Origin of the sequence: Duganella sp. Leaf61, from assembly GCF_001421905.1 — a bacterium.
GTDB classification, from domain to species: domain Bacteria; phylum Pseudomonadota; class Gammaproteobacteria; order Burkholderiales; family Burkholderiaceae_D; genus Rugamonas; species Rugamonas zoogloeoides.
Window position 1 is genome coordinate 554265 of record NZ_LMLM01000012.1, and the last position, 21762, is coordinate 576026.

Sequence of the window (21762 nt, forward strand, 5' to 3'; positions counted from 1 at the left end):
TGGCTGCGCCACGATTATTGCGGGGACTGCGCCTGCGATGCGGGTAGCGGCAAGGCATCGAGTACCAGGCCGGTGGCCTGCAACTGCTGCGCGGCCTGCACCGCGTCGCCCTGCCCTGCCGACAGCAGGTAGGCGCCCTGGGCATCGGGACCGTGGACGATATTCAAGCCCAGCCGGTGCAACGCCAGCCGTATCGCACCGGCGCTGGCGCGGTCGTCGAACACCACCTTCAGTTGCGCCGTCGCAGCGGCGCCAGCGCTCGCCCCCGCCTGCCCGCGATAGCGCGCGGCCTCCATGTCGGGCGCTCCCACCTGCGCCAGCCGCCAGCTCTGCACCGATACCCCGGCTACAAGCACCGCCATCACCCCATACGAAAGGTGGGGGATGACGCGCATGGAAAGCTCCTCGAAAAATTCAACGTTTGGTCCGCGGCACAGGCGGTGTTTTTCCTATTCGCTGGCGTGCGCCAAAAGTGGACAAACTTTTTGAAATTTTTTTGCCGAGCCCGTTGCTGGCCATTTCAGCTTGCAATCAAGGTTTACGCAACAAAGACGGGACTATTTGAACGGAAGTCGTGCACGCAAAAATCGTTGTGATAGTGTTGATGTCGCAAATATAACGAGAAGGAGACGAAATGTACCAAACTCGACTTGCCCGCCGCTGGACGCCCCTGGCGCTCAGTCTTTCCCTGATCTTCACCGGCGCGTCCGCCCTGGCCGCCGAGCAGCCCCCGCCCGCCCCCGCCCCCAGTCCCGCCATCGGCGACAACTGGACCTACCAGTACACCGACGCCCGCAACGGTGTCAAAGGCAATATCAGCCGCCTCGAAGTGTCGGCCATCGACACCACCGGCGTGCACGTGGACATCCACCGCCCCGGCGGTACCGCCCCCATCGGCAAGCAATTATTCAGCGCCGACATGAACCCGATCGACCGCGGCAGCATGCACTTCGCACCGTCGTTCGCGCGCTACGCCTTCCCGCTCACGCCGGGCAAGGAGTGGAACAGCGAGGCCGTGGCCGACAACACCAAGCTCGGCAAGCAGTGGCGCTATGCCATCAAGGGCAAGGTGGTGGACTGGGAAAAAGTGCGAGTGCCGGCCGGCGAGTTCCACGCGCTCAAGGTGATTGTGGAAGCCGAGTATCGCGGCAAGGACACCGGCCCCAACAGCGGCAACGGCAACCTGGTGGAGACCGTGTGGTTCGTCCCCGAGATCAACAACTTCGTCAAGCTCGACTACCGCGACACCGACTGGCAGGGCCGCACCGTCAACCGCGACGGCTGGGAGCTGGTATCGTACGGCCACAAGGCAGTGGCACCAGCCACACCGATGCCACCAACCGCACCGGCAGAACCGGCCCCGCTGACAGCACCGCCGGTAGCCAGTGCCACCCGCTAACCAGTTGCAATTCGGTAGCAGCTGAGAAAGCTTCCAGCGACGCAGCGACGAATCGAAGCGGTTGAGTAAGCCTTCAGCGCAAGGCGCAGCGACAAAGACAGTACGCCAGTACTGCGAGGCGCTGCAACGCCGCGATGGAGGCTTTATCAGGCGCTCTGATCTATCGCGAGATGCGCATGATGGCGGAGGCCAGTTTGGAAAAACAAGGCGTCAGATCGCTGGTGGTAGCCGCATAACAGTACAGACCGACGGGCTTGGCCGCGTTGAAGCAGCGCGCCGGGGCGTCGGTCGAATTCGCCATGCACTTGAGGGTGTCCTCGCCCTTTTCGCCATCGACGCCGGTGGCCGACTTGAGTGCCGAACCGAGCCCCAGCGTAAACACGTAAATCCCCTCGTCCTGCGACTTTTTCGCCATCGCTTCGACCAGGTTGCGGGCCGCGCGGTTGACGTTGGTGAAGGTGACGGCATTGGTGACCTTGCGCGGAGAATCGGTCACTACCGCGAACTCGCGCAGGTTCGGATCGTTGGGCTTGCTTTCCGGGTTGTGGCCGTTATACCAGTCGGGCAAAGCGCTGGCCTTGTCGTCGATGTCGTAGTAGTAGCGGCCGTAGCGGTCGTAGCCGTAGGCGTAATTCGGGTTGCAGCGCTGGTCGGTCAGCACGCTGGCCTGCACGTCGATGCGGTACAGGCCGCCCGGGGTGCCGGAGCTGCCGTCGTCGGTGGTGATCACGCCGGCCTTGGTGCAATCGCTCGGGGTTTTCCAGGTCAGGTAGCTGGCGAACGAGTTCGGCGCGCCATCCGAGAAAAACACGATCACGCGCAGGTTGGAGCGGTTGTTGTTCGACGTGGGCACGCTGTTGAGCTGCTGGCGCGCCCAGTACATGCCTTCCGGCGACGCGGTCGAGCCGCTGAAGTCGAAGTCGTTGATGTGCTTGATCATCGAGGTGCGGTCGAAACCGCGCGCCACCGGCCGGATCGGATCATCGACCACCGCGCCGTATGAAAAATGGATCAGCCCCACGCGGTCCTGGTCGGCGTTGAACTGGTTGAGGAAGGTCTTGGCCGAGGCGATCACGTTGCTGCCCTGGTAGTACAGCGAGCCCGAGGTATCGAGCACCACGGCCATGTCCAGGTCCTTGCGCACCGCCTGCGAGGCCACGGCCGGCGTCAGCGGCGATACCCCCAGCAGGCCCAGGAACGAGATCGGCAGCGTCGCGCTGGCACTGACCGACACCGTCACCATGCCGTTGTTGAACACCACGCTCGGCGCGTTGAGCCTGGCCGTGGAACCCATGTAGTTGGCCGGGTAGTTGGCATTGAAGAAGCGGATCGCTGCCGCCTGCGCATTGGCGCGCTGGGTGGCTTCGTCCTTGCCCTGCGAGACGGCGCGCGCGGCCGCCAGGCTGGCGGCGTCGGTGGCGGCGTTGAGCTTGTCGCGCACCATGTAGGTGACGCCGGTATCGACCACCAGGCCCACCGCAGCCACCAGCACCGCTATCGACAGCGCCATCATGACCACCACGCTGCCTGTTTGCCTGGAACGCTTGGAGACCATATCAGAACACCGTCATCGAATAGAGATTGGTGCCGAAACTCGGCACGGTCAGGGGGCCCAGCGATACATTGCCGAACAACACATTGAATTTGTAAAAGCTCTCGGCCGCATAAATGATTTCACCCTCGAACAGCTGACCGCTCATGAGCGAGATGCGCGGCGCATTGGCGCCGGTGGCGATGTTGCTGCAGGCGCCGGTGGTCGTGTTCCAGCTGGCGCAGCTCCACAAGCGGCTGGGCGGCGCATAGCCGCTCACGCGGAAACCGAGCCGGTTGACGCTGTCGTCCCAGCGGTACTGTTCCAGCACCACCGTGGTGATGGCGCCGGAACTGTCCTTGTAGCCCATCAGCTTGGTGATGTAGAGCATGCCGCGCGCATTCATGTCCAGTGGCGGCGCCGAGGCCGCCACTGCGCGCATGATGGCCTGGCTGTTGTCGGTCAGTTGCAGCTTGCTGCGCGCGGCCAGGTTGGCGGATTCGCGGCTCAGGTTGATCAGCACCGAGCTCGCTTGCAGGCCACGGGCGAAGTCGGTCACCGCCATGACCATGAACACCAGTAACGGCAGCAGCAACGCGAATTCGATGGCGGCAATGCCGCGCTGGCGGCGGCTTTTGACTACCGGCTGCATCAGTTCACCCCCGCATAGTTTTCGTTGAGCATGGTGACTGCCACCGTGAACCTGTATTTGCCGTCCTTGAAGAACGGCTTGAGCAAGGGCGTGGCCAGCGGCCAAGCACAGTCGAGCTTGATCACCAGGATGTCGCCGGCCTGGCCGAACATGGCGGCGTTATACGAGCTGCTGTCGGTGTAGGTGACGTTATTGGTCGTGATTACCGGCGCTACCTTGGCGTACATGCCGACCGAGCTGGTTTTCATGCGCGCCAGGATGGCCTGATAGCGTTGTTGGTTGGAGACATTGGGGTCGGCATCGGACAGGCCGGTGATGGCGTAGCGGCCACCCTCGCGCACCGCGTACTGCATGGTGAGGTTGGCGAAAAACATCAGGCTCAATTCGATCACGCCGATCAGCAGCAACAGGAATACCGGCATCACCAATGCCATTTCCACCACGGTGGCGCCGCCCTCGCGGTGCCTCATGCGCGCAGGAACGCCCTGGCGCGATCGGTCTGTCGAACGAAAAACTGTCATGTCATCTTCTGGGTGAGAAAGCAACCGTGGCGGTTGCATGGTCTTGCTGTGGCGCTGTCGCTTGGGCGGCCCGGGGACATCGACGACGGATTGAGGGTGCCGATGCCCGCATTGTAGCCCGGTCAAAATATTTCAGATAGTAATTTAATGTTTTTTTTGCGGAATTATGGGAGTAGCCTCTGGTCATGACGATACCGCACCTTGTGATCGTTTTACGTTTTCAAGCTGACAATATGCCTGAATAAACAACAGCTTAGCTTCTTGAAGTCGCGCATTTTTTTTGTACAATGCAACACTCTTTCACAGCCCGGAGACACGGTGGCAACAATCAGCAAGCCAGCGGCAGGCCCCAACGCGGCAGATCCGACCGCGGACGCCACCAGCGCGACCATGGTGTTCGGCATGCGCCTGGTGCTGGCGATCTCGGCTTTGCTGACGCTGTACATCGCTCCTGCCGATCTCGACTTCAAGTCCGGGCTCGGCACTGTCATCTTCCTCGCGTACGCGATCCACAGCGCGGTGCTGTACCTGGCGGCGCGCCTGCACCGCAATCCTTTCTGGCACGGCAAGACGGTGTACTGGCTGGACCTGGGCTGGTATGGGCTGATGGTGTACTTCAGCGGCGACAGCAACAGCTTCTTCGTGCCGTTCTTCTTTTTCGTGATCCTGACCACGTCGTTCCAGTGGGGCTTCGAGGAAGGCGCGCGGATTTCGCTGGCCTCGGCTGTCGTGCTGGCCGCCGCCGCGCTCATCGTCAACCCGAATACCGACCCGGCCCACCTGCTGCTGCGCATCACCTTCGTGCTGGTGCTCGGCTACATGATCGCCTACTGGGGCGAGATGGGCATCGTCCAGCGCCGCAGGCTGGGCTTGTTGCGCCACGTGAGCCGGCTGTTCAATCCGCGCTTCGGCGTGGCGCAAACGCTGACCTCGCTGCTGGAGGAAACCCGGACCTTCTACCAGGCCAGCACCTGCATCCTCCTGATGCGCGAGGACGACGACGCCAACTGGCTGCTGCGTTCCGTCAGCGCGCAACACATGGGCCGCGCGGCCACCGTCTCGCGCATGTCGAACGCGGCAGCTGCACCGCTGCTCGGTTTTCCGCCTGGCCACAAGGTGCTGTACAACCAGCCGCTCGATGCGCGCCTGCCGTGGAGCGGCGAGGCCCGTGCGCGCCAGACCGACGGCCGCTGGGAGCCGATCGATACGGCCCCCTGCGAGCAGCTGGCCGACCTGTTCGATGCGCGCGCCTTCATCAGCGCGCCGCTGCCGCTGCGCCGGGGGGCGGGCCGCATCTTCGTGGTCTCGGCCGGGCGCCGCTTCAAACGCAGCGACGCCAGCTTCCTGGCGCAGGTGGTCGGCCAGGCGTTTCCGGTGATCGAAAATATCGCCCTGCTCGACAGCATGGCGTCGGAGGCAGCCTTCCGCGAGCGCCAGAAAATCGCCCGCGACCTGCACGACACCACCATCCAGCCGTATATCGGCCTGCGCCACGCGCTGTCCGCCATGCGCCACGGCGCCGCGCCCGATAACCCGCTGCTGGACGACCTGGACAAGCTGATCGCCATGAGCGGCGAAGTGATCGGCGACATGCGCAACTTCGCCCGCAACGTGCGCCGCGACGACGGCACCGGCGAGCCGGAACTGATGACGGCGCTGCGCCGCCAGGCGCGCCAGATCCAGGAGTTTTACGGACTGGAAATCGCACTGCGCATCGTGCCCGAGGTCGATATCAGCGACCGCCTGGCGGCGGAAGTGTTTCAGATTGTTAACGAGGGGATGAGCAATATCCGCAAGCACACGCGTGCGCGGGTCGGTGCGGTTACACTAGCAACGTCCAGCCGTTGCCTGCAGATCGATATCGACAACGAAAACCCGGACGGGACGCCGGGCCAATTCCTGCCCGGTTCCATCGCCGAGCGGGCCGCTGCACTCGGCGGCGGGGTCGAGATCACGCATCCGGACGGCAGCACCCGGGTCCGGGTCAGCATTCCGTTGTAAGAAAGGAACCACCGTGAGTAGTACCTCCGCACCGATCCGCGTGATGCTGGTCGATGACCACGCTACCCTGCTCTGGGGCTTGCGCAAGCTGATCGAAGGCACCGCGCCCGAGATGGAGCTGGTGGCCACCGCCGCCGATCCCGACCAGGCCCTGGTCGAGGCGGCACGCACGCGTCCCGACATCGTGCTGCTCGACCTCGACCTGGGCGGCCGCAGCTCGCTCGAGATCCTGCCCGACCTGCTCACCGGGCGCGCCGCGCGCGTGCTGATCCTGTCCGGCAACCGCGACGAGGCCCTGCTGGGGCAGGCCATGCGCCTCGGTGCGCGCGGCGTGGTGGGCAAGGATGCCGACGCCGAAGTGGTGCTGGCGGCCGTGCGCAAGGTCCACGGCGGCGAGATGTGGATGTCGCAAACCATGATGACGGCCATGCTGGGCGCGTTCATCAACCCGGCCGCCACCGACTACCGCAATATCGAAGCGGAGAAAATCGCCTCGCTCACGCTCAAGGAGCGCAAGATCGTCCAGGCTGTCGTGCACAGCAACGGCGCCGCCAACAAGGACCTGGCGCAACAGCTGTTCATCGCCGAACCCACGCTGCGCAACTACCTCACCTCGATTTACCAGAAGCTCGACGTCGCCAACCGGCTCGAGCTCTATGTCTACGCCACCAAAAACCGCCTCGGCTGACAGAGCGCTCAACAAAACCTCCATGGCTGCGTTGCAGCGCCTCGCCGTACATTCGTACTGTCTTCGTCGCCGCGCCTTGCCCTGCAGGCTTTGTTAAGCGCTCCCCTTTCCCCCACCGTGACAAATGTCACGGTCAAATCCACCGCTTTGTCACAGTCATTTCAGGAGCATTGTCCGATGTGGCAGGGAAGGCGCGTCTCTATAATTCATTCCATCAGCTCAGGTGTTGTTAAGTAGCTGAAGCCCACAAGGGCAGGCAACATTAACCCACTAAAGGAAACCAACATGAACGCCATCAAAAACTTCATCGCCGACGAATCCGGTGTCACCGCTATCGAATACGCCATGATCGCCGCACTGGTCGCCGTCGTCGGCCTGACCGCCGTGAAAACCCTGGGCACCCAGATCCAGACGCTGTTCGGCAAAGTTGTGACCGCCACCGCCTGATCACTGCAATACCAGACACGCACTACACAATTTACTTTACGAATAACTTTTCAAGGAAAACATCATGAACGCCATCAAAAACTTCATCGCCGACGAATCCGGTGTCACCGCTATCGAATACGCGATGATCGCCGCACTGGTCGCCGTGGTTGGCCTGACCGCTGTCAAAACCCTGGGTACCCAGATCCAGACGCTGTTCGGCAAAGTCGTGACCGCTACCGCCTAAGTAACTGCTTTACCAGGAATGTCCGGTACGGTTCACACCGGCCGGGCATTTTTTTATTCCCCAACGAGACGAGACCTGGCCATGAAATGGTTACCCTTCATCGTGTTGTCGCTGTTGCTCGCTGGCGCTGTCTGGCAGGACGTGCGCAGCCGCCGCATTCCCAACCAGCTCGTCCTCGTGGGCCTGGTCCTCGCTTTTGCCTTGCAGCTGGTGCTGCCTGCCGGTGATGGCCTGTTCGTCGCGCCGTTCGGCAGCATCGGCTTGCTCTGGTCGCTGGCCGGTTTCGGTACAGGCCTGGCGCTGCTGCTGCCCATGTACGCGCTGCGCGCACTCGGCGCCGGCGACGTCAAGCTGCTGGCCATGATCGGCGCCTTTGTCGGCCCCGGCGCCGTGATCGGCATCGCCGCCTGCACCTTGCTGGCCGGCGGCGTGCTGGCGCTGGTGGTGTCGATGTATCTTGGCACGCTCAAGCGCATGCTCGGCAATTCCATGCACCTGGTCACGCACAGCGTGTTCGGCGCCCTCAACGGCCAGTCGGCCGCGATCGAAGCGCCGGCCGCCCCCAGCGGCAAGCTGCCGTACGCAATCGCCATCGCCGCCGGCGCCGCGCCTTACCTGGTGTACGCTGCCCTCAACGGCAAGAGCCTGTTCGCGTGAACCTGCCTGCGACACCCGGCGCCACGCTGGCCGCGACTGCGCCGGCTTCCACGACGGCCGCGTACACGGCGTCCGCTCACACGGCGTCCGCTCACACGGCGTCCGCTCACACGGCGTCCGCGCCGGCTTTCATGCGCGCGCCGCGCACGGTGGAAGATACCGGTTTGCCTTTCCTGTTCCTGGTCGAGCTGCTGCTCAAGGTGCTGGCCCAGCGCGGCCAGCTCAAGCTGCCGGAACTGGCCAGCCACCTGAAACTGGCCGTGGGCGTGATCGATCCGCTGATCGCGTTCATGCGCACGGAAAAACTGTGCGAAGTCACGCGCCGGGGCGGCAGCGGCACCGACGCCGACCTGGCCTACCACCTGACCGAACTCGGTCACGAACGCGCGCGCCAGTGCCGGGAGCGCAATGCCTACGCCGGTCCGGCGCCCGTGACCCTGGCCGACTACCGCCGCCAGGTGGCGCTGCAAAGCGTGGCCGACCTGCACGTCACGCGCGCCGAGGTCACGCGCGAGTTCAACGACATCGTGGTCAACCAGCAAGTGCTCGACCAGCTGGGCGCAGCGATGAACTCGGGCCGCGCGATTTTTATTCACGGCATGGCCGGCAGCGGCAAGACCTACCTGGCCGAACGCCTGCGCGGCCTGCTGCACGGCGATATCGCCCTGCCCTACGCCATCATGATCGACGGCGAAGTGGTGCCGTTCTACGATCCGGTCCAGCACCGCGCCAGCACCCAGGTCGAGGCCGCAGCGCCGGACAGCGCCGGCTACGACAGCATCGACAAGCTGCGCAGCATCGACCTGCGCTGGGTGCGCGGCGTGCAGCGCCCGGCCACGCTGACCGGCGGCGAACTGACGCTGGAGATGCTCGACCTGCGCTTCGACCCGAACACGCGCCTGTACCAGGCGCCTCCCCATTTGAAAGCCAATAACGGCATCTTCATCATCGACGACCTCGGGCGCCAGCGCTGTTCGCCGCTGGAATTGATGAACCGTTGGATCGTGCCGATGGATCGCGGAATCGACTATCTTTCGTTGCATACAGGCCACGTTTTCGAAGTTCCGTTTGATGTAGTCGTGGTATTCTCATCGAACTTCTTACCCGAGCGCTTGTCCGATGGCGCTTTCCTGCGCCGCCTCGGTTACAAGATCGAAGTGCCGCCGCAAACAGAGGCTGAATATGAACGCATTTTCCGTCAAGTCTGCCAGCAAGCGGACCTCGCTTTCGAGCCCGATGCCTACCACTACCTGCTGCAGGAAAAACACCGCCGCGAAGATGTGCCGCTCCTCGCATGCTATCCACGCGATCTGATCCGGCAACTGCTGGACCTGGCACGCTACGAAGCGGCGCCGGCAGTGATGACGCGCGCCGCGCTCGACTGGGCCTGGCATAACTATTTCGCTGGCGCCGGCGTGCGCCGCATGGCGGCAGCCCAGCACCACCACAGTACCGGCGGCGATGCCGACCGGGAGCGCCGTGACAGCGGCGCGGCGTTCAATCCGATGAAAGCAAACTCATGAGAAATACACGGGCCCTGGTGATGATCGCAGTCGCGCTGGTATTGGCGCTTGTAGCGGTGGTGGTGGCGGCGCACTGGATCAACGACCAAGGTGCGGCCGGCAACAAGAAAGTGGCGGTGGCGCTGGTCGATATTCCGATGGGTGCGCGCATCACGCCCGAGATGCTGAACCTGATCGAGTGGCCCAGCAACGCCATGCCGCCGGGCGCGATCACCGACATCAAGCAGCTCGACAACCGCGTCTCGCGTACCGCCATCGAACATGGCGAGCCCATCATGGAAAGCAAGCTGGCGCCGGCCGGCACCACCGGCGGCCTGTCGGCCGTGGTGGCACAAGGCAAGCGCGCAATGACGGTGCGCGTCAACGACGTGGTGGGTGTGGCCGGCTTTGCCCTGCCCGGCAATTTTGTCGACATCCTGGTCAACACCCAGGAAGAAGCGCGCGGCGACTTTGGCAACGACCGCGCGCGTGAACAGGCGATCTCCAAGATCGTGCTCGAACGGATACTGGTGCTGGCCGTGGCGCAGGAATCGAACCGCGACGACACCAAGCCGAAAGTGGTCAACGCCGTCACGCTGGAACTGACGCCGGACCAGGTGGAAAAGCTCGACCTGGCGCGCAGCGTGGGCACGCTGTCGCTGGTGTTGCGCAACCAGATCGATCCCAAGACCGCCGATACCGCCGGCGCCACCAAGGACAGCCTGCTCGACCCCGACGGCGCGCGCGCCGCGCTGCTGGGCCGCAATCGCCCGCAGCCGCAGCAGTCGGTTGCCAAGGCGGCCGCTGCGACGGCAGCGGCACCAACGCCGGCGCCGCGCCCGGTCGTGCCGCACGGTGACAAGGTCGAAGTGATCAAGGGCCTCGACCGCAGCACCCAGCAATTCTGATGTCCCCGCTTCGCTTTGTTTTACCACGCACAAGGATGCCATCGATGACCGTATTTCGCATGACTGCCAAGGCGGCACCCGCCGGACTGACGACCCTGGCCGTGCTGGCCGCGCTGGCAACCCTGGCCGTTCCGGCGCCGCTGGTGTACGCGCAGGGCAAGGCCAAGCCGGCCGCTGTTCCGGCCGCCACCGCCGCCACTGCCGCGATCGCCACCACGCCGTCGGGCCTGCCCGGCACGGCAGCCGGCAACGCCAGCAGCGTGCAGATGGCGCAGCAGATCGACCTGGCCGAAGGCAAGTCCACCCTGATGCACCTGCCCTACCCGGCCGCGCGGCTGGCAGTGGGCGATGCGCGCGTGGCCGACGTCATCCTGATCAATCCCAGCGAAGTCTATATGCTGGGCAAGGCCACCGGCACCACCAACCTGATCCTGTGGAACAAGGCCAACCAGGCCACCATCATCGACATCAGCGTGGGCATCGATGCCGCGCCGCTGCGCCAGCAGTTTGCTGCCCTGTTCCCCACCGAGCGCGATATCGTGGTCACCGTGTCCGGCAACGCCCTGATCCTGTCGGGCAGCGTGGCTGACACCATCCGCGCCGGCCAGGTGGTGGCGGTTGCGACCGCCTACCTGCAACGCGGCGCGCGCGGCGCCATGAGCCAGGCGCCGGCGCAGGCTGGCGCAGGTGCAGCAGCTGCTACCGGTGCCGCTGGTGCCTCCGGTAATGGCGGTCCCGGCAGCGCAGGCGCCCCTTTGACGGCCGTCGATTCCGGCGCCAGCCTGCTGACGGGCGGCACCGCCGTCGGCAGCGCCGCCAGCCGCGTGGTCAACATGCTGTCGGTGGCAGCACCGCAGCAGGTGATGCTGGAAGTGAAAATCGCCGAAGTATCGAAAAGCCTGGTGGACCAGCTGGGCGCGAGCATCGGCGTGGCCGGCACTGCCGGCAACTGGACTTACAGCCTGCTGTCGAATCTGCTTACCGGGAATGCCGGCAAGCTCGATGCGTTCAACGGCAAGAACGGCAACTTCGCCACGCTCGACGCCCAGAAGCGCGACGGCCTGGTCAAGATCCTGGCCGAGCCGACCGTGATGGCGATCAGCGGCCAGGAGGCCAGCTTCCTGGCCGGCGGCAAGATCTACATCCCGGTCGCGCAAGATGGTACCGGCGGTTCCTCGCGCATCACGCTCGAGGAAAAGGAATACGGCGTGGCCGTCAAGTTTACCCCCACCGTGCTCGAAGGCGGACGCATCAACCTGCGCGTGGCGCCGGAAGTATCCGAGATCAACCGCGAAGGCATCGGCATCAGCGCCACCGGCAGCACCGCCACCGCCATCCTGCCGGCCTTTACCACGCGCCGCGCCAGCACCACGGTACAGTTGTACGACGGCCAGAGTTTTGCCATCGGCGGCCTGATCAAGAACAACGTCACCACCAGCATCAAGGCCTTCCCGGGCCTCGGTGAAATTCCGATCCTGGGCGCGCTGTTCCGCAGCAGCGATTTCCAGAGCGACCGCACCGAGCTGGTGTTCATCGTCACGCCGCACCTGGCGCGGCCGCTGGCGCCGAACCCCAAGCTGCCCACCGACGACTACGTGCAGCCGAACCGTTTCGACTTCTTCGGCATGGGCAAGATGGAAGGCCGCGCGCCGGCGCCCGCAGCCGCATCGACACCGGCGCCAGCCGAACCGCAACCCGCCGGCGCCGGCTTCGACGTCAAATAGGAGACCGCATGGCCCGCATATTTCTTTCCGCCGCCCTGGTTACCACGCTGGTGCTCAGTGGCTGCTCGCTGTCGCCACGGCTGGACCACCAGTTCGGCGCCAGCGTGCAGCAGGCGCTGGCACAGCAAACGTTGAACCCGCAGGCCGGCGCCAACCGCTCGCCCGTCAATGGCATGGACGGCAAGGCTGCCGAGTCCGTGTATGAAAACTATCAGAAATCGTTCCGCGCGCCGGAAGCCCAGGGCAGTTCGCTGACCTCGGGCTCGGGCACCAGCTCGGGTACGCGCTGAACCAACGCCAAGGACACCCATTGAAAATCGCCGTCATTTCCAAGGATGAACGCCACCTGCTGGACCTGGGCCGCCTGCTGCGCGCACGCCCGACCGGCGACGAGGTGGACCTGCTGTCGGGCGGCCTGATCCGGCTGGCCGGCATGGCCGACGAGCAGTTGCCCGACGTGCTGATCATCGACCAGCCGTCCGTTGCCGATGGCGACCTGATCCAGGTTGAACGCCTCAGCGGCCTGCATCCGACCATGGCCTTCATTGCGCTCACCAGCGAGAGTTCGTCCGATTTTCTGCTGCAGGCAATGCGCGCCGGCGTGCGCGAAGTGCTGCCTGCCCCGGTCACGTCCGCCACGCTGTACCCGGTGCTCGACCGCATCGCCGAAAAATTGGGCCGGCGCCACCATGCCAGCGGCAAGGTACTGGCATTCATCTCGTGCAAGGGCGGCAGCGGCGCGACTTTTCTTGCCACCAACCTCGGTTACGCGCTCGCGGCCAGCGGCGCCAAGCGCGTGGCGCTGATCGACATGAATTTGCAGTTTGGCGACGCGTCGCTGTTCGTCTCCGACCACAAGCCGCTGGCCACCCTGTCGGACGTGGCCAGCCAGATCCACCGGCTCGACCCGTCGTTCCTGTCATCGAGCATGCTGAGCATTCTGCCCAACTACGGCGTGCTGGCCGCGCCGTCCGATCCGGCCCATACCAGTGACGTCAAGCCCGACCATATCGACGCCATCCTCAAGCTGGCGCGCCAGCAGTACGACTTCATCATCCTCGACGTGGGCCGCAGCCTGGACGCAGTGACCATCCGCGCGCTCGACCACGCCGACCTGATTTTTCCGATCCTGCAAACGACCTTGCCGTACATCCGCGACAGCAAGCGCCTGTTGACGGTGTTCCGTTCGCTCGAATACTCGAAAGAGAAAATCCAGCTGATCGTCAACCGCCACGACAAGGGCGGCGAAATCCGCTTGAAAGACCTGGAGGCGGCATTCGACACCGACCAGATGCAGACCATTCCGAACCACTACGACGCTGCCGCCGCCTCGGTCAACCAGGGCGTGCCGGTGATGAAGCTGGCGCCCACCAGCCCGTTGAGTCGTGCGCTGGACGAATTCGCGCGCAGCCTCAGTGGCGAAGCGGCCGCCGTCAAACCGGTCAGCTGGATTGACAAGCTGCGTGGCCGCAAGGATTAAGGATCCACCATGAACACTCCCATTTCTCTGCGCGAGCGGCTTGAAACCGGCACCACCCGCGTGGTGGCCCAGCGCGTGACCGGCATCGACAACCGCGCCTACCAGGACCTCAAGCACCGCCTGCACCAGACCCTGCTCGACCGGGTGGACCTGGAAAGCATCCAGCGCCTGTCGCAGGACCAGATCAGGCTCGAATTGCGCACGCTGGTCGAGCGGCTGCTGGAAGAAGAGTCGGTTGTCATCAACGACGCCGAGCGCAAGAATCTCACCCGCGACATCCAGAACGAGATGCTGGGCTTCGGCCCGCTCGAGCCGCTGCTGGAAGACCCCACCGTGTCCGACATCCTGGTCAACACCCACCGCCAGATCTACGTCGAGCGGCGCGGCAAACTGGAGCTGACCGACGTCACCTTCACCGACAGCGCCCACCTGATGAAGATCATCGACAAGATCGTCTCGCGCGTGGGCCGCCGCATCGACGAATCGAGCCCGATGGTCGATGCGCGCCTGCCCGACGGTTCGCGCGTCAACGCCATCATTCCGCCGCTGGCGATCGACGGTCCGATCGTCTCGATCCGGCGCTTCTCGGCCGACCCGCTGCGGCTGGCCGACCTGGTGGCCTACGGCTCGATGACGGCCGACATGGCCGAAGTGCTGCAGGGTTTGGGCCGCGCCAAGGTCAACATCCTGATCTCGGGCGGTACCGGTTCGGGCAAGACCACCATGCTCAACGTGATCTCCGGCTTCATCGGCCAGACCGAGCGCATTGTGACGGTGGAAGACGCGGCCGAGCTGCAACTGCAGCAACCGCACGTGGTGCGGCTGGAAACCCGGCCGCCGAATATCGAGGGCAAGGGCGAAGTGACGCAGCGCGCGCTGGTGCGCAACGCGCTGCGGATGCGCCCCGACCGCATCATCCTCGGCGAGGTGCGCGGCGCCGAAGCGCTCGACATGCTGGGCGCGATGAACACCGGCCACGAAGGCTCGATGGCGACCATCCACGCCAACACCCCGCGCGACGCCCTCACGCGCCTGGAAAACATGATCAGCATGGCCGCCGCCAACCTGCCCACCAGGGCCATGCGCCAGCAGATCAGCTCTGCCGTGGGTGTGGTGGTGCAGGTCTCGCGCCTGCCCGACGGCAAGCGCAAGGTGATGTCGATCCAGGAGGTCACCGGCATGGAGGGCGAGATGATCACCATGCAGGAGATCTTCAGCTACAAGCAGACGGGCCTCGGCGACGACGGCACCGTGCACGGCCACCACAGCCCCAGCGGCATCCGGCCGCGCTTCATCGACCGCCTGCGCAACTTCGGCGTCACGGTGTCGAACACCGTGTTCGAACCGACCTAAGGGCCAGCATGGATTACCGTTTGATCGTCTTCGGTCTGTGCGTGTTCGGCGCCGTGGCGCTGCTGGTGTGGGGCATTTACAGCAGCGTGCACAACGTCAAGGGGGAGCAGGCCAAGCGCGTGGCGCGGCGCCTGCGCAACGCCATCGGCGACGACGGCGCGGAGCCGGCCGTCTCGATCACCAAGGACCGCATGCTCAGCCGCGATCCCGACACCCATCGCCTGCTGCTGCGCATCCCCGGCATCCTGCTGCTCGACCAGGTGCTGCTGCAATCGGGCCGCAGCTGGACCGCCGCACGCCTGCTCACCATCATCGCCATCGCGGCGGTGTGCGGCGTGGTGCTGGGGCTGGTGCTGCGCCTGCCGTTCAGCGGTGCGCTGGTGCTGGGCCTGTGCGCCCCCTGCCTGCCATGGTGGGAGCTCAACCGCGCCAAGAAGCGCCGCATCACCCGCATCGAACTGCTGCTGCCCGAGGCGCTCGACATGATGAGCCGCGCCATGAAGGCCGGCCACGCGTTTCCCACCGCGCTGAAGATGGTGGCCGACGAGATGCCGATGCCGCTGTCGATGGAGTTTCGCGCCGTGTTCGACGAGGTCAATTTCGGCATCAGCATGCCGGACGCGCTGATGGGCATGGCGCAGCGCGTGCCCAGCGCCGACCTGCGCTACTTCGTGGTGGCGGTGCTGATCCAGCGCGAGACCGGCGGCAATCTGACCGAGCTGCTGGCGTCGATCAGCGCCATCATCCGCGACCGCCTGCGCCTGCTGGCGCAAGTGCGCGTGATGTCGGCCGAGGGCAAGATGTCGGCCTGGGTGCTGGGCCTGCTGCCGTTCGGCGTGGGCGGCATCATGTTCGTGCTGAACCGCGAATTCCTCACCATCCTGTTTGTCGATCCACAGGGCCAGCGCCTGCTGATGGGCGCGGCGGGCATGATGCTGCTCGGCTTCCTGGTGATCCGCAAGATCACCAAAATCAGGATCTGACCCCATGACACCGATTCAACTGATTTTTTTGGTCGTGATCTTCATCGGCGTGTTCGGCGCCGCGCTGGTGGCCGCGCGCCTGTTTACCAACACCGCCGTGCGCGACCGGCTCGACGCCCTGTCCGAGCAGCCCGAGTCCAGCTTCGACCGTGGCCGCTGGCTGCAACAGCTGGTCAACCTGGCCTCGCCGCTGGCCAAGTTGTCGGTGCCGGCCGAAGGCTGGGAAACCTCGGCCGTGCGCCGCCGCTTCATCAACGCCGGCTGGCGCACGCCGGCCGCACCGGGCCTGTTCTACGCCGCCAAGACCGGGCTGGCGCTGCTGCTGCCGCTGCTGGTGTTCCTGTACCTGAGCAGCACCGGCAGCCAGGCCGAAGGCATGACCAAGTTGAGCTACCTGCTGGTGGCCGCCGCCATCGGCTACTACGTGCCAGGGTTGGTGCTGAACGAAGTGATCAAGCGCCGGCAGCGCGACATTTTCGAGAGTTTTCCCGATGCGCTGGACCTGATGACGGTGTGCGTGGAAGCGGGACTGGCAATGGACGCGGCGCTGGCGCGGGTGGCGCAGGAGATCGGCCTGAAAAGCGTGATCCTGGCCGAGGAGCTGCAACTCGTCACGCTGGAACTGCGCGCCGGCAGCGCCAAGGAAAAGGCACTGCGCAACCTGTCGCTGCGCACCGGCGTGGACGACGTCGATGCGCTGGTGACGATGCTGATCCAGGCCGACCGCTTCGGCACCAGCGTGGCCGATTCGCTGCGGGTGCAATCGGAACTGCTGCGCACCAAGCGCCGCCAGCGTGCCGAGGAGCAGGCCGCCAAGATCGCCTTGAAGCTGCTGTTTCCGCTGATTTTCTTCATCTTCCCCAGCCTGCTGGTGGTACTGCTGGGCCCTGCGCTGCTGCAGTTGTACCAGGGCCTGGCTGCAGCCCAATAACTGGAATGTCCATGCGATTTCACGCGCTATGTTTCGCCCTGTGCGCCGCCGGCCTGCTGCCGGCATGCGGCATCGCGCCCAAGCCGGCGCCGGCGCCAGCGCTGGCCACGGCGCCGCTGCTGCGCCTCAGCGACGGCGACGGCAACCAGCCCGGCTACGCCTACCGGCTGGGCCGCGCCTACGAGCAGCAGGGCGACCTGGCGCGCGCCGATGCCGCCTATGCCCGCTCGCTGGCGCTGGACCCGGACCAGCTCGACGCCCGCAACGCCCGCGCGGTGCTGCTGGCAAAGCAAGGCCGCCTGGACGACGCGGCAGCCTTGCTGCAAAAGCTGACCAGGGATTTCCCGTACAGTGCCCAGGCGCTGGGCAATCTCGGCTACCTCCGTTATTTGCAGGGCGATTACGCCCAGGCGGCCACCGCGCTGCGGGCCGCGCTGGCGCTGCAGCCCGATTACGCGCCGGCGCGCGCCAACCTGGCACTGCCCGGTATCGACCGCGCGGCCGCCGCACCAGCAGCCAGCGCCGCCACGGCACGCACCACCCCAGTTTTCAACCAGGAGTCTCCATGAAACGAACCACGTCCGGCCGGGGTCCCACCGGCTATTTGTTGCAGGTCTTCCTGGCAGCTTTAATGGCGGCGATACTTGCCGCCTGCGGTGGTGGCGGCGCCAGCGGCGGCAACGGCTGCACCACGCTCGATCCGAACCGCGATACCGCGTTGCCGGGCTGCCCCGCAGTCACTCCCGTCACGCCCGTGGTGCCGTCACCGACCATGGTGCTGGCCCTGACCGACGGCACCGGCAATGCCGTCACCGCCATCACCAGCGAGCGCCCCGGCACCCTGGTGGCCGTGTTCAAGACCGGCGCCAACGTCGCTGTCGGCAATGCGCTGGTCACCTTTACCAGCACCGACCGCACCGCAGTCTTCGTGCCCGGTTCCGGCACCGCGATCACCAACGCCGGCGGCGTGGCCAGCATCACGCTGCCGATCGGCGCCACCGCCGGCGCCTTCAGCGTGACGGCCAGCGCCAGCGTCGATGGCAAGACCGCCACCGCTACCGCCAACTACAACGTCACCTTGCCGCCACCGGCCGGCAGCCCCTCGCTGGTGCTGACCATCAATAGCGTCAACGGCGTGCCGACCAATGCGGTCACGCCGTCGCGCCCGGGCAGCCTGGCCGCCACCGTGCGCGACGCCAGCGGCGTGGTGATCCCCAACGCCCTGGTACGCTTCGTCACCACCGACACCACCGCCACGCTGGTGCCATCGACCGGTACCGCGCTCACCAATGCGGCCGGCGTGGCCCGGGTGGTCATCCCGGCCGGCACCGTTACCGGCGCCTATGCCGCCACCGCCAGCATCACGGTCGGCGGCCAGCCGCTGACGGCCACCGCCAACTACACGGCAACCATTCCGCCGGTCGTACCAGTGCCGACGCCACCGCCACCAACGCTGACCCTGGCGCTCACCAGCCCGGCCGGCAGCAGTACCATCAACGTCGCGCCGGACAGCCCCGGCACGCTGGTGGCAACCGTGCGCGATACCGCCAGCGCACCGGTCGCCAATGCGCTGGTCACCTTTGCCAGCACCGACAGCACCGCCAGCCTGACGCCGGTGAGCGGCACCGCCCTGACCGATGCCAGCGGCCGCGCCACGCTGGTGGTCAACGCCGGCACCAGCCCCGGTGGCTACAGCGCCACCGCCGGCGTCACCGTGGCCGGCCAGGCACTGGCTGCCAGCACCAACTATGCCGTCACGTTCCCGACGCTGACGCTGTCCACGCCAACGCTCTCGCCGGCGTCGCTCGCTGCCGGCGGCACCGCCAGCGTGAGCGCCACCCTGTTCAACGGCGGCACGCCTTACCTGCCGGTACAGTCGGTTGTCTTCAGCTCGCCCTGCGCGGCCGCCGGCAAGGTCCGCCTGGTCACACCGGTGAACACCGTCAACGGCGTGGCCACCACGTCGTACACCGACCTCGGTTGCGGCGCCAGCGATCCGGTCACGGCCACCGTCGCCTACAACGGCAGCACGCTCACCACCAGCGCCACGCTGACGGTGCGCCTGGCCACCGCCGGCCAGCTGACCTTTGTCTCGGCGCTGCCGCAAAACATCGCACTGAAGGGCACCGGCGGCGCCGGCCGCCAGGAGACGGCCACCGTCACCTTCAAGGTGCTCGACGGCGCCGGCAAGCCGTTCGCCGGCCAGCTGGTCAACTTCGCGCTCAACACCGGCGTGGGCGGCCTGGCCCTGAGCCCGGCCAGCGCCACCACCGGCACCGACGGCACGGTCTCCACCATCGTCTCGGCCGGCACCATCAACACCCCGGTGCGGGTGTCCGCCACCCTGCCCGGCGGCGGCATCAGCACCGTCTCCGACCAGCTGGTGGTTTCGACCGGCGTGCCGGAACAGGTCAGTTTTTCGCTGAGCGCCCTGGTGCGCAACGTCGAAGGCGGTTCGTTCAACGGTTGCCCGGCGCCCGCCGGCACCACCCTGACCGCGCGCCTGGCCGACCGCTTCCACAACCCGGCGCCGGACGGCACCGCCGTCAGCTTCACGGCCGAGGGTGGCACTGTCGATGCGTCATGCCTGACCGGCGAAACGTCCACCACGCTCACCGACGGTACCGTGATCAAGCAAAAAGGCACGCCCGGCGAATGCACGGTGCGCTTCTGCGCGGCCAGCCCGCGTCCGGCCGACGGCCGCGTGACGGTGCTGGCGTATGCGCTGGGAGAAGAGAGTTTTGTCGATGCCAACGGCAACAACCGCTATGACGCCGGCGAAGTGTTCACCGACCTGGGCGATCCGTTCCGCAACGACCGCGCCGTGACCGACGCCAACGCTGCCGGCATCAACGACGCCTATGCCAGCAACAGCGCCACGCGCATGGCCGGCGAACCATTCATCGACACCGATGGCAACGGTACCTGGACCGCCGGCGGCAATGGCGTGTACAACGGCGTGCTGCGTGCGCCGGGCGTGGGCAGCGGCGCCACCGTGCACCTGCGCCAGGCGATGGTGATGGTGCTGTCGAACAGCACGCCGGCGGTAAGCCTGCTCGACCAGGCGCTGAACGGCGCGCCCACCATCGGCACGCTGGCGCTGAGCCAGTGCGTCAACGGCCAGCCGTTCGTCAACCAGACCAAGACGTTCCGCTTTGCCATCCGCGACAACAACCAGACCGTGTTTGCCACCAATGTGCAGGCGGCCCATCCGGACTGGCTGTTCGACCTGCCCGGCAATCCGCTGCCGGCCGGCACCCGCATCAACTTCACCACGTCCAACGGCCGGCTGCTGTCGGCCGCCAGCGCCGTGGTGCAGAACACCGTGTCGCCGGACGCGGCCGGCTGGATCTACAGCGTGCAGATGGTCAGCGATGCGTCCAGTTCGGTCGGGACCAGCCTCTGCTCCAACGACGTCACCAGCGGTACGCTGACCATCACGGTCACCACCCCGAACGGTGTGGTCAGCAGCGTCTCCTACCCGGTCACCGACTGACGGGGCGCGGTCAGGCACAGGCCGGCCAGCATGAACAACATCAGCGCATAAAACACGCTGCTGTGGATGGTCCAGAAAATCACTTCGGTCAGGCCAAAGCCGAAGTAGCAGACCACCAGCAACATGCCAGCCAGCGCCGGCGCCGTGACATCGCGGCGCTGTGCCCTGCCACGGTGCAACTGACGGCGGAAGAACAGGAACGGCAGCAGCAGCGTGCCGGCCCAGGCCAGCAGTCCTACCACGCCGCCGAACACGGTGGCGTGCAGCGCGTCGTTGTGGAAGTGGTCGAATTCGAGCACGTATGGCGGCGCTTCGCCACGGGCCACCATGGCCTGCTTGGCGCGGTCCACCGCCGCCACGCTGCGGCCCAGCCACGGGTGCTCGGAGATCAGCTCGGTGGCGGTGTGCCACAGCTCCAACCGCACGCCCATATTGGTAAACGTGTTACCACCTGCGAAATATTGCTCGACATCGGCCACGCCCTGCATGGCCCGTTCGCGCGCACCGGTTTGCGGCACCAGGAACGACATCGCCAGCAGCACCGGCACCAGCAGCGCTGCGCCCTTGCGGTAGCGGCCACCCAGCACATTGCCATAGCGCAGCAACAGCAGCACGGCCAGGATTGCGGCTACCCAGCCGCCACGGGTGCCGGTAGCGACCGAGCCGATCAGGCCCGCCAGCGCGCCCAGCACGGGCCACAGCACGGCGCGGCCGTGGAAGTCGCGCGAGGCCGCCAGGCACATCAAGCCCATGCACAACGAAATATCACCGAAGGTAATTGCGTTGATCAGGCCGCCGGGGCGATCCATGCCCAGCACCCAGCGCTGATAGCTGATGAACACCGCGCCGGCGACCGCGCCGGCAATCAGGCCCCACCACAAAAAGCGGCGCGATGGCCGCCACACCAGCACCACCAGCAGCGCAGCAGCGGCAGCCAGCGAGCGTACCGGGCGCTCGAGGTCGCGCAGCCGCACTTCGGGGTCGAATACGTAGTATCCGAGGGCCAGCAACAGGGGAAAAGCAAAGGCCAGCAGCAGCGGTGCAACCTCGCGTATGTGCGGTGTGGCAACAGTACGGACGGCGCGCCAGCTGGCGACGGCCACCAGCAAGTAGACCAGGCTGAACAAGCCGGTACCGCCGCGTGCGATCAAAAACAGGAATGGTGGCGCAAACAACAGGCTGTTGAAAAAGACAGTGCTGACAGGCTTTTGCGATAAGGTATTATGCATCATTCTTCTTGTGGTTCTTTCCGCGAGAGATCAC

General features: G+C 65.7%; 21 protein-coding genes. 16 read left to right on the top strand and 5 right to left on the bottom strand.

All coding sequences use genetic code 11. The features are described from left to right. Nucleotides 1-14: 14 nt before the first annotated feature. Nucleotides 15-395: a hypothetical protein gene (locus ASF04_RS11375; protein ID WP_056141293.1), complete on the bottom strand. Its 381-nt coding sequence runs from the start codon at nucleotides 393-395 to the stop codon at nucleotides 15-17. A 239-nt stretch (nucleotides 396-634) separates the two neighbouring features. Between ASF04_RS11375 and ASF04_RS11380 the strand changes: the two genes are divergently transcribed. Then, on the top strand, nucleotides 635-1399 hold the full coding sequence (locus ASF04_RS11380) for a hypothetical protein (RefSeq protein WP_056141296.1): 765 nt from the start codon (nucleotides 635-637) through the stop codon (nucleotides 1397-1399). Between the two features lie 160 nt (nucleotides 1400-1559). On the opposite strand, the gene ASF04_RS11385 is transcribed toward ASF04_RS11380, so the two are convergent. The 3 genes from ASF04_RS11385 to ASF04_RS11395 are packed head-to-tail and all read right to left on the bottom strand — an operon-like array spanning nucleotide 1560 to nucleotide 4103. After that, nucleotides 1560-2954, bottom strand: coding sequence for a vWA domain-containing protein (locus ASF04_RS11385; protein ID WP_056141299.1), 1395 nt, complete (start codon nucleotides 2952-2954; stop codon nucleotides 1560-1562). Nucleotide 2955: 1 nt separating this feature from the next. Then, complete coding sequence (locus tag ASF04_RS11390; protein WP_056141301.1) at nucleotides 2956-3582, bottom strand: TadE/TadG family type IV pilus assembly protein; 627 nt, start codon at nucleotides 3580-3582, stop codon at nucleotides 2956-2958. Further along, on the bottom strand, nucleotides 3582-4103 hold the full coding sequence (locus ASF04_RS11395) for a TadE/TadG family type IV pilus assembly protein (protein WP_229205014.1): 522 nt from the start codon (nucleotides 4101-4103) through the stop codon (nucleotides 3582-3584). The genes ASF04_RS11390 and ASF04_RS11395 overlap by 1 nt, the downstream gene beginning before the upstream one ends. Before the next feature lie 318 nt (nucleotides 4104-4421). On the opposite strand from ASF04_RS11395, the gene ASF04_RS11400 reads away from it, so the two are divergent. The 15 genes from ASF04_RS11400 (at nucleotide 4422) to ASF04_RS11470 (ending at nucleotide 20499) form a co-directional block, all read left to right on the top strand. Next, nucleotides 4422-6104, top strand: a complete 1683-nt coding sequence (locus tag ASF04_RS11400; RefSeq protein ID WP_056141304.1) for a sensor histidine kinase — start codon at nucleotides 4422-4424, stop codon at nucleotides 6102-6104. Between the two features lie 13 nt (nucleotides 6105-6117). Beyond that, entirely contained in the window at nucleotides 6118-6792 is a 675-nt protein-coding gene (locus ASF04_RS11405) for a response regulator transcription factor (RefSeq protein ID WP_229205015.1), read from the top strand. 285 nt (nucleotides 6793-7077) lie between these two features. Next, nucleotides 7078-7239 carry a Flp family type IVb pilin gene (locus ASF04_RS11410; RefSeq protein ID WP_019924821.1) on the top strand — a complete coding sequence of 54 codons (162 nt, stop codon included), beginning with the start codon at nucleotides 7078-7080 and terminating at the stop codon, nucleotides 7237-7239. 64 nt (nucleotides 7240-7303) lie between these two features. Further along, complete coding sequence (locus ASF04_RS11415) at nucleotides 7304-7465, top strand: Flp family type IVb pilin (protein ID WP_019924821.1); 162 nt, start codon at nucleotides 7304-7306, stop codon at nucleotides 7463-7465. 81 nt (nucleotides 7466-7546) lie between these two features. Continuing rightward, nucleotides 7547-8122 (top strand): prepilin peptidase, encoded by a 576-nt coding sequence (locus tag ASF04_RS11420; protein ID WP_056141310.1) that lies wholly within the window; start codon nucleotides 7547-7549, stop codon nucleotides 8120-8122. Continuing rightward, nucleotides 8119-9645: an ATP-binding protein gene (locus ASF04_RS11425; RefSeq protein WP_229205016.1), complete on the top strand. Its 1527-nt coding sequence runs from the start codon at nucleotides 8119-8121 to the stop codon at nucleotides 9643-9645. Before ASF04_RS11420 ends, ASF04_RS11425 begins: the two co-directional genes overlap by 4 nt. Then, entirely contained in the window at nucleotides 9642-10532 is an 891-nt protein-coding gene (gene cpaB, locus ASF04_RS11430) for a Flp pilus assembly protein CpaB (protein ID WP_056141318.1), read from the top strand. The genes ASF04_RS11425 and cpaB overlap by 4 nt, the downstream gene beginning before the upstream one ends. A 44-nt stretch (nucleotides 10533-10576) precedes the next feature. Continuing rightward, a complete protein-coding gene (locus ASF04_RS11435; protein ID WP_056141320.1) occupies nucleotides 10577-12256 on the top strand; it encodes a type II and III secretion system protein family protein in 1680 nt (559 codons plus the stop codon). Between the two features lie 8 nt (nucleotides 12257-12264). Continuing rightward, entirely contained in the window at nucleotides 12265-12546 is a 282-nt protein-coding gene (locus tag ASF04_RS11440; protein ID WP_056141324.1) for a hypothetical protein, read from the top strand. Nucleotides 12547-12566: 20 nt separating this feature from the next. Further along, nucleotides 12567-13736, top strand: a complete 1170-nt coding sequence (locus tag ASF04_RS11445) for an AAA family ATPase (RefSeq protein WP_056141326.1) — start codon at nucleotides 12567-12569, stop codon at nucleotides 13734-13736. Between the two features lie 9 nt (nucleotides 13737-13745). Then, on the top strand, nucleotides 13746-15089 hold the full coding sequence (locus tag ASF04_RS11450) for a CpaF family protein (protein WP_200931084.1): 1344 nt from the start codon (nucleotides 13746-13748) through the stop codon (nucleotides 15087-15089). A gap of 8 nt (nucleotides 15090-15097) precedes the next feature. Then, nucleotides 15098-16072 carry a type II secretion system F family protein gene (locus tag ASF04_RS11455; RefSeq protein ID WP_056141329.1) on the top strand — a complete coding sequence of 325 codons (975 nt, stop codon included), beginning with the start codon at nucleotides 15098-15100 and terminating at the stop codon, nucleotides 16070-16072. Between the two features lie 4 nt (nucleotides 16073-16076). Beyond that, nucleotides 16077-17003 carry a type II secretion system F family protein gene (locus tag ASF04_RS11460; protein WP_056141332.1) on the top strand — a complete coding sequence of 309 codons (927 nt, stop codon included), beginning with the start codon at nucleotides 16077-16079 and terminating at the stop codon, nucleotides 17001-17003. Between the two features lie 11 nt (nucleotides 17004-17014). Then, on the top strand, nucleotides 17015-17572 hold the full coding sequence (locus ASF04_RS11465; protein ID WP_056141333.1) for a tetratricopeptide repeat protein: 558 nt from the start codon (nucleotides 17015-17017) through the stop codon (nucleotides 17570-17572). Continuing rightward, a complete protein-coding gene (locus ASF04_RS11470; RefSeq protein WP_156368609.1) occupies nucleotides 17569-20499 on the top strand; it encodes a hypothetical protein in 2931 nt (976 codons plus the stop codon). The genes ASF04_RS11465 and ASF04_RS11470 overlap by 4 nt, the downstream gene beginning before the upstream one ends. On the opposite strand, the gene ASF04_RS11475 is transcribed toward ASF04_RS11470, so the two are convergent. Next, nucleotides 20481-21728 (bottom strand): O-antigen ligase, encoded by a 1248-nt coding sequence (locus tag ASF04_RS11475; RefSeq protein WP_162241436.1) that lies wholly within the window; start codon nucleotides 21726-21728, stop codon nucleotides 20481-20483. The two genes, ASF04_RS11470 and ASF04_RS11475, sit on opposite strands and share 19 nt — an antisense overlap. Nucleotides 21729-21762 lie beyond the last annotated feature (34 nt).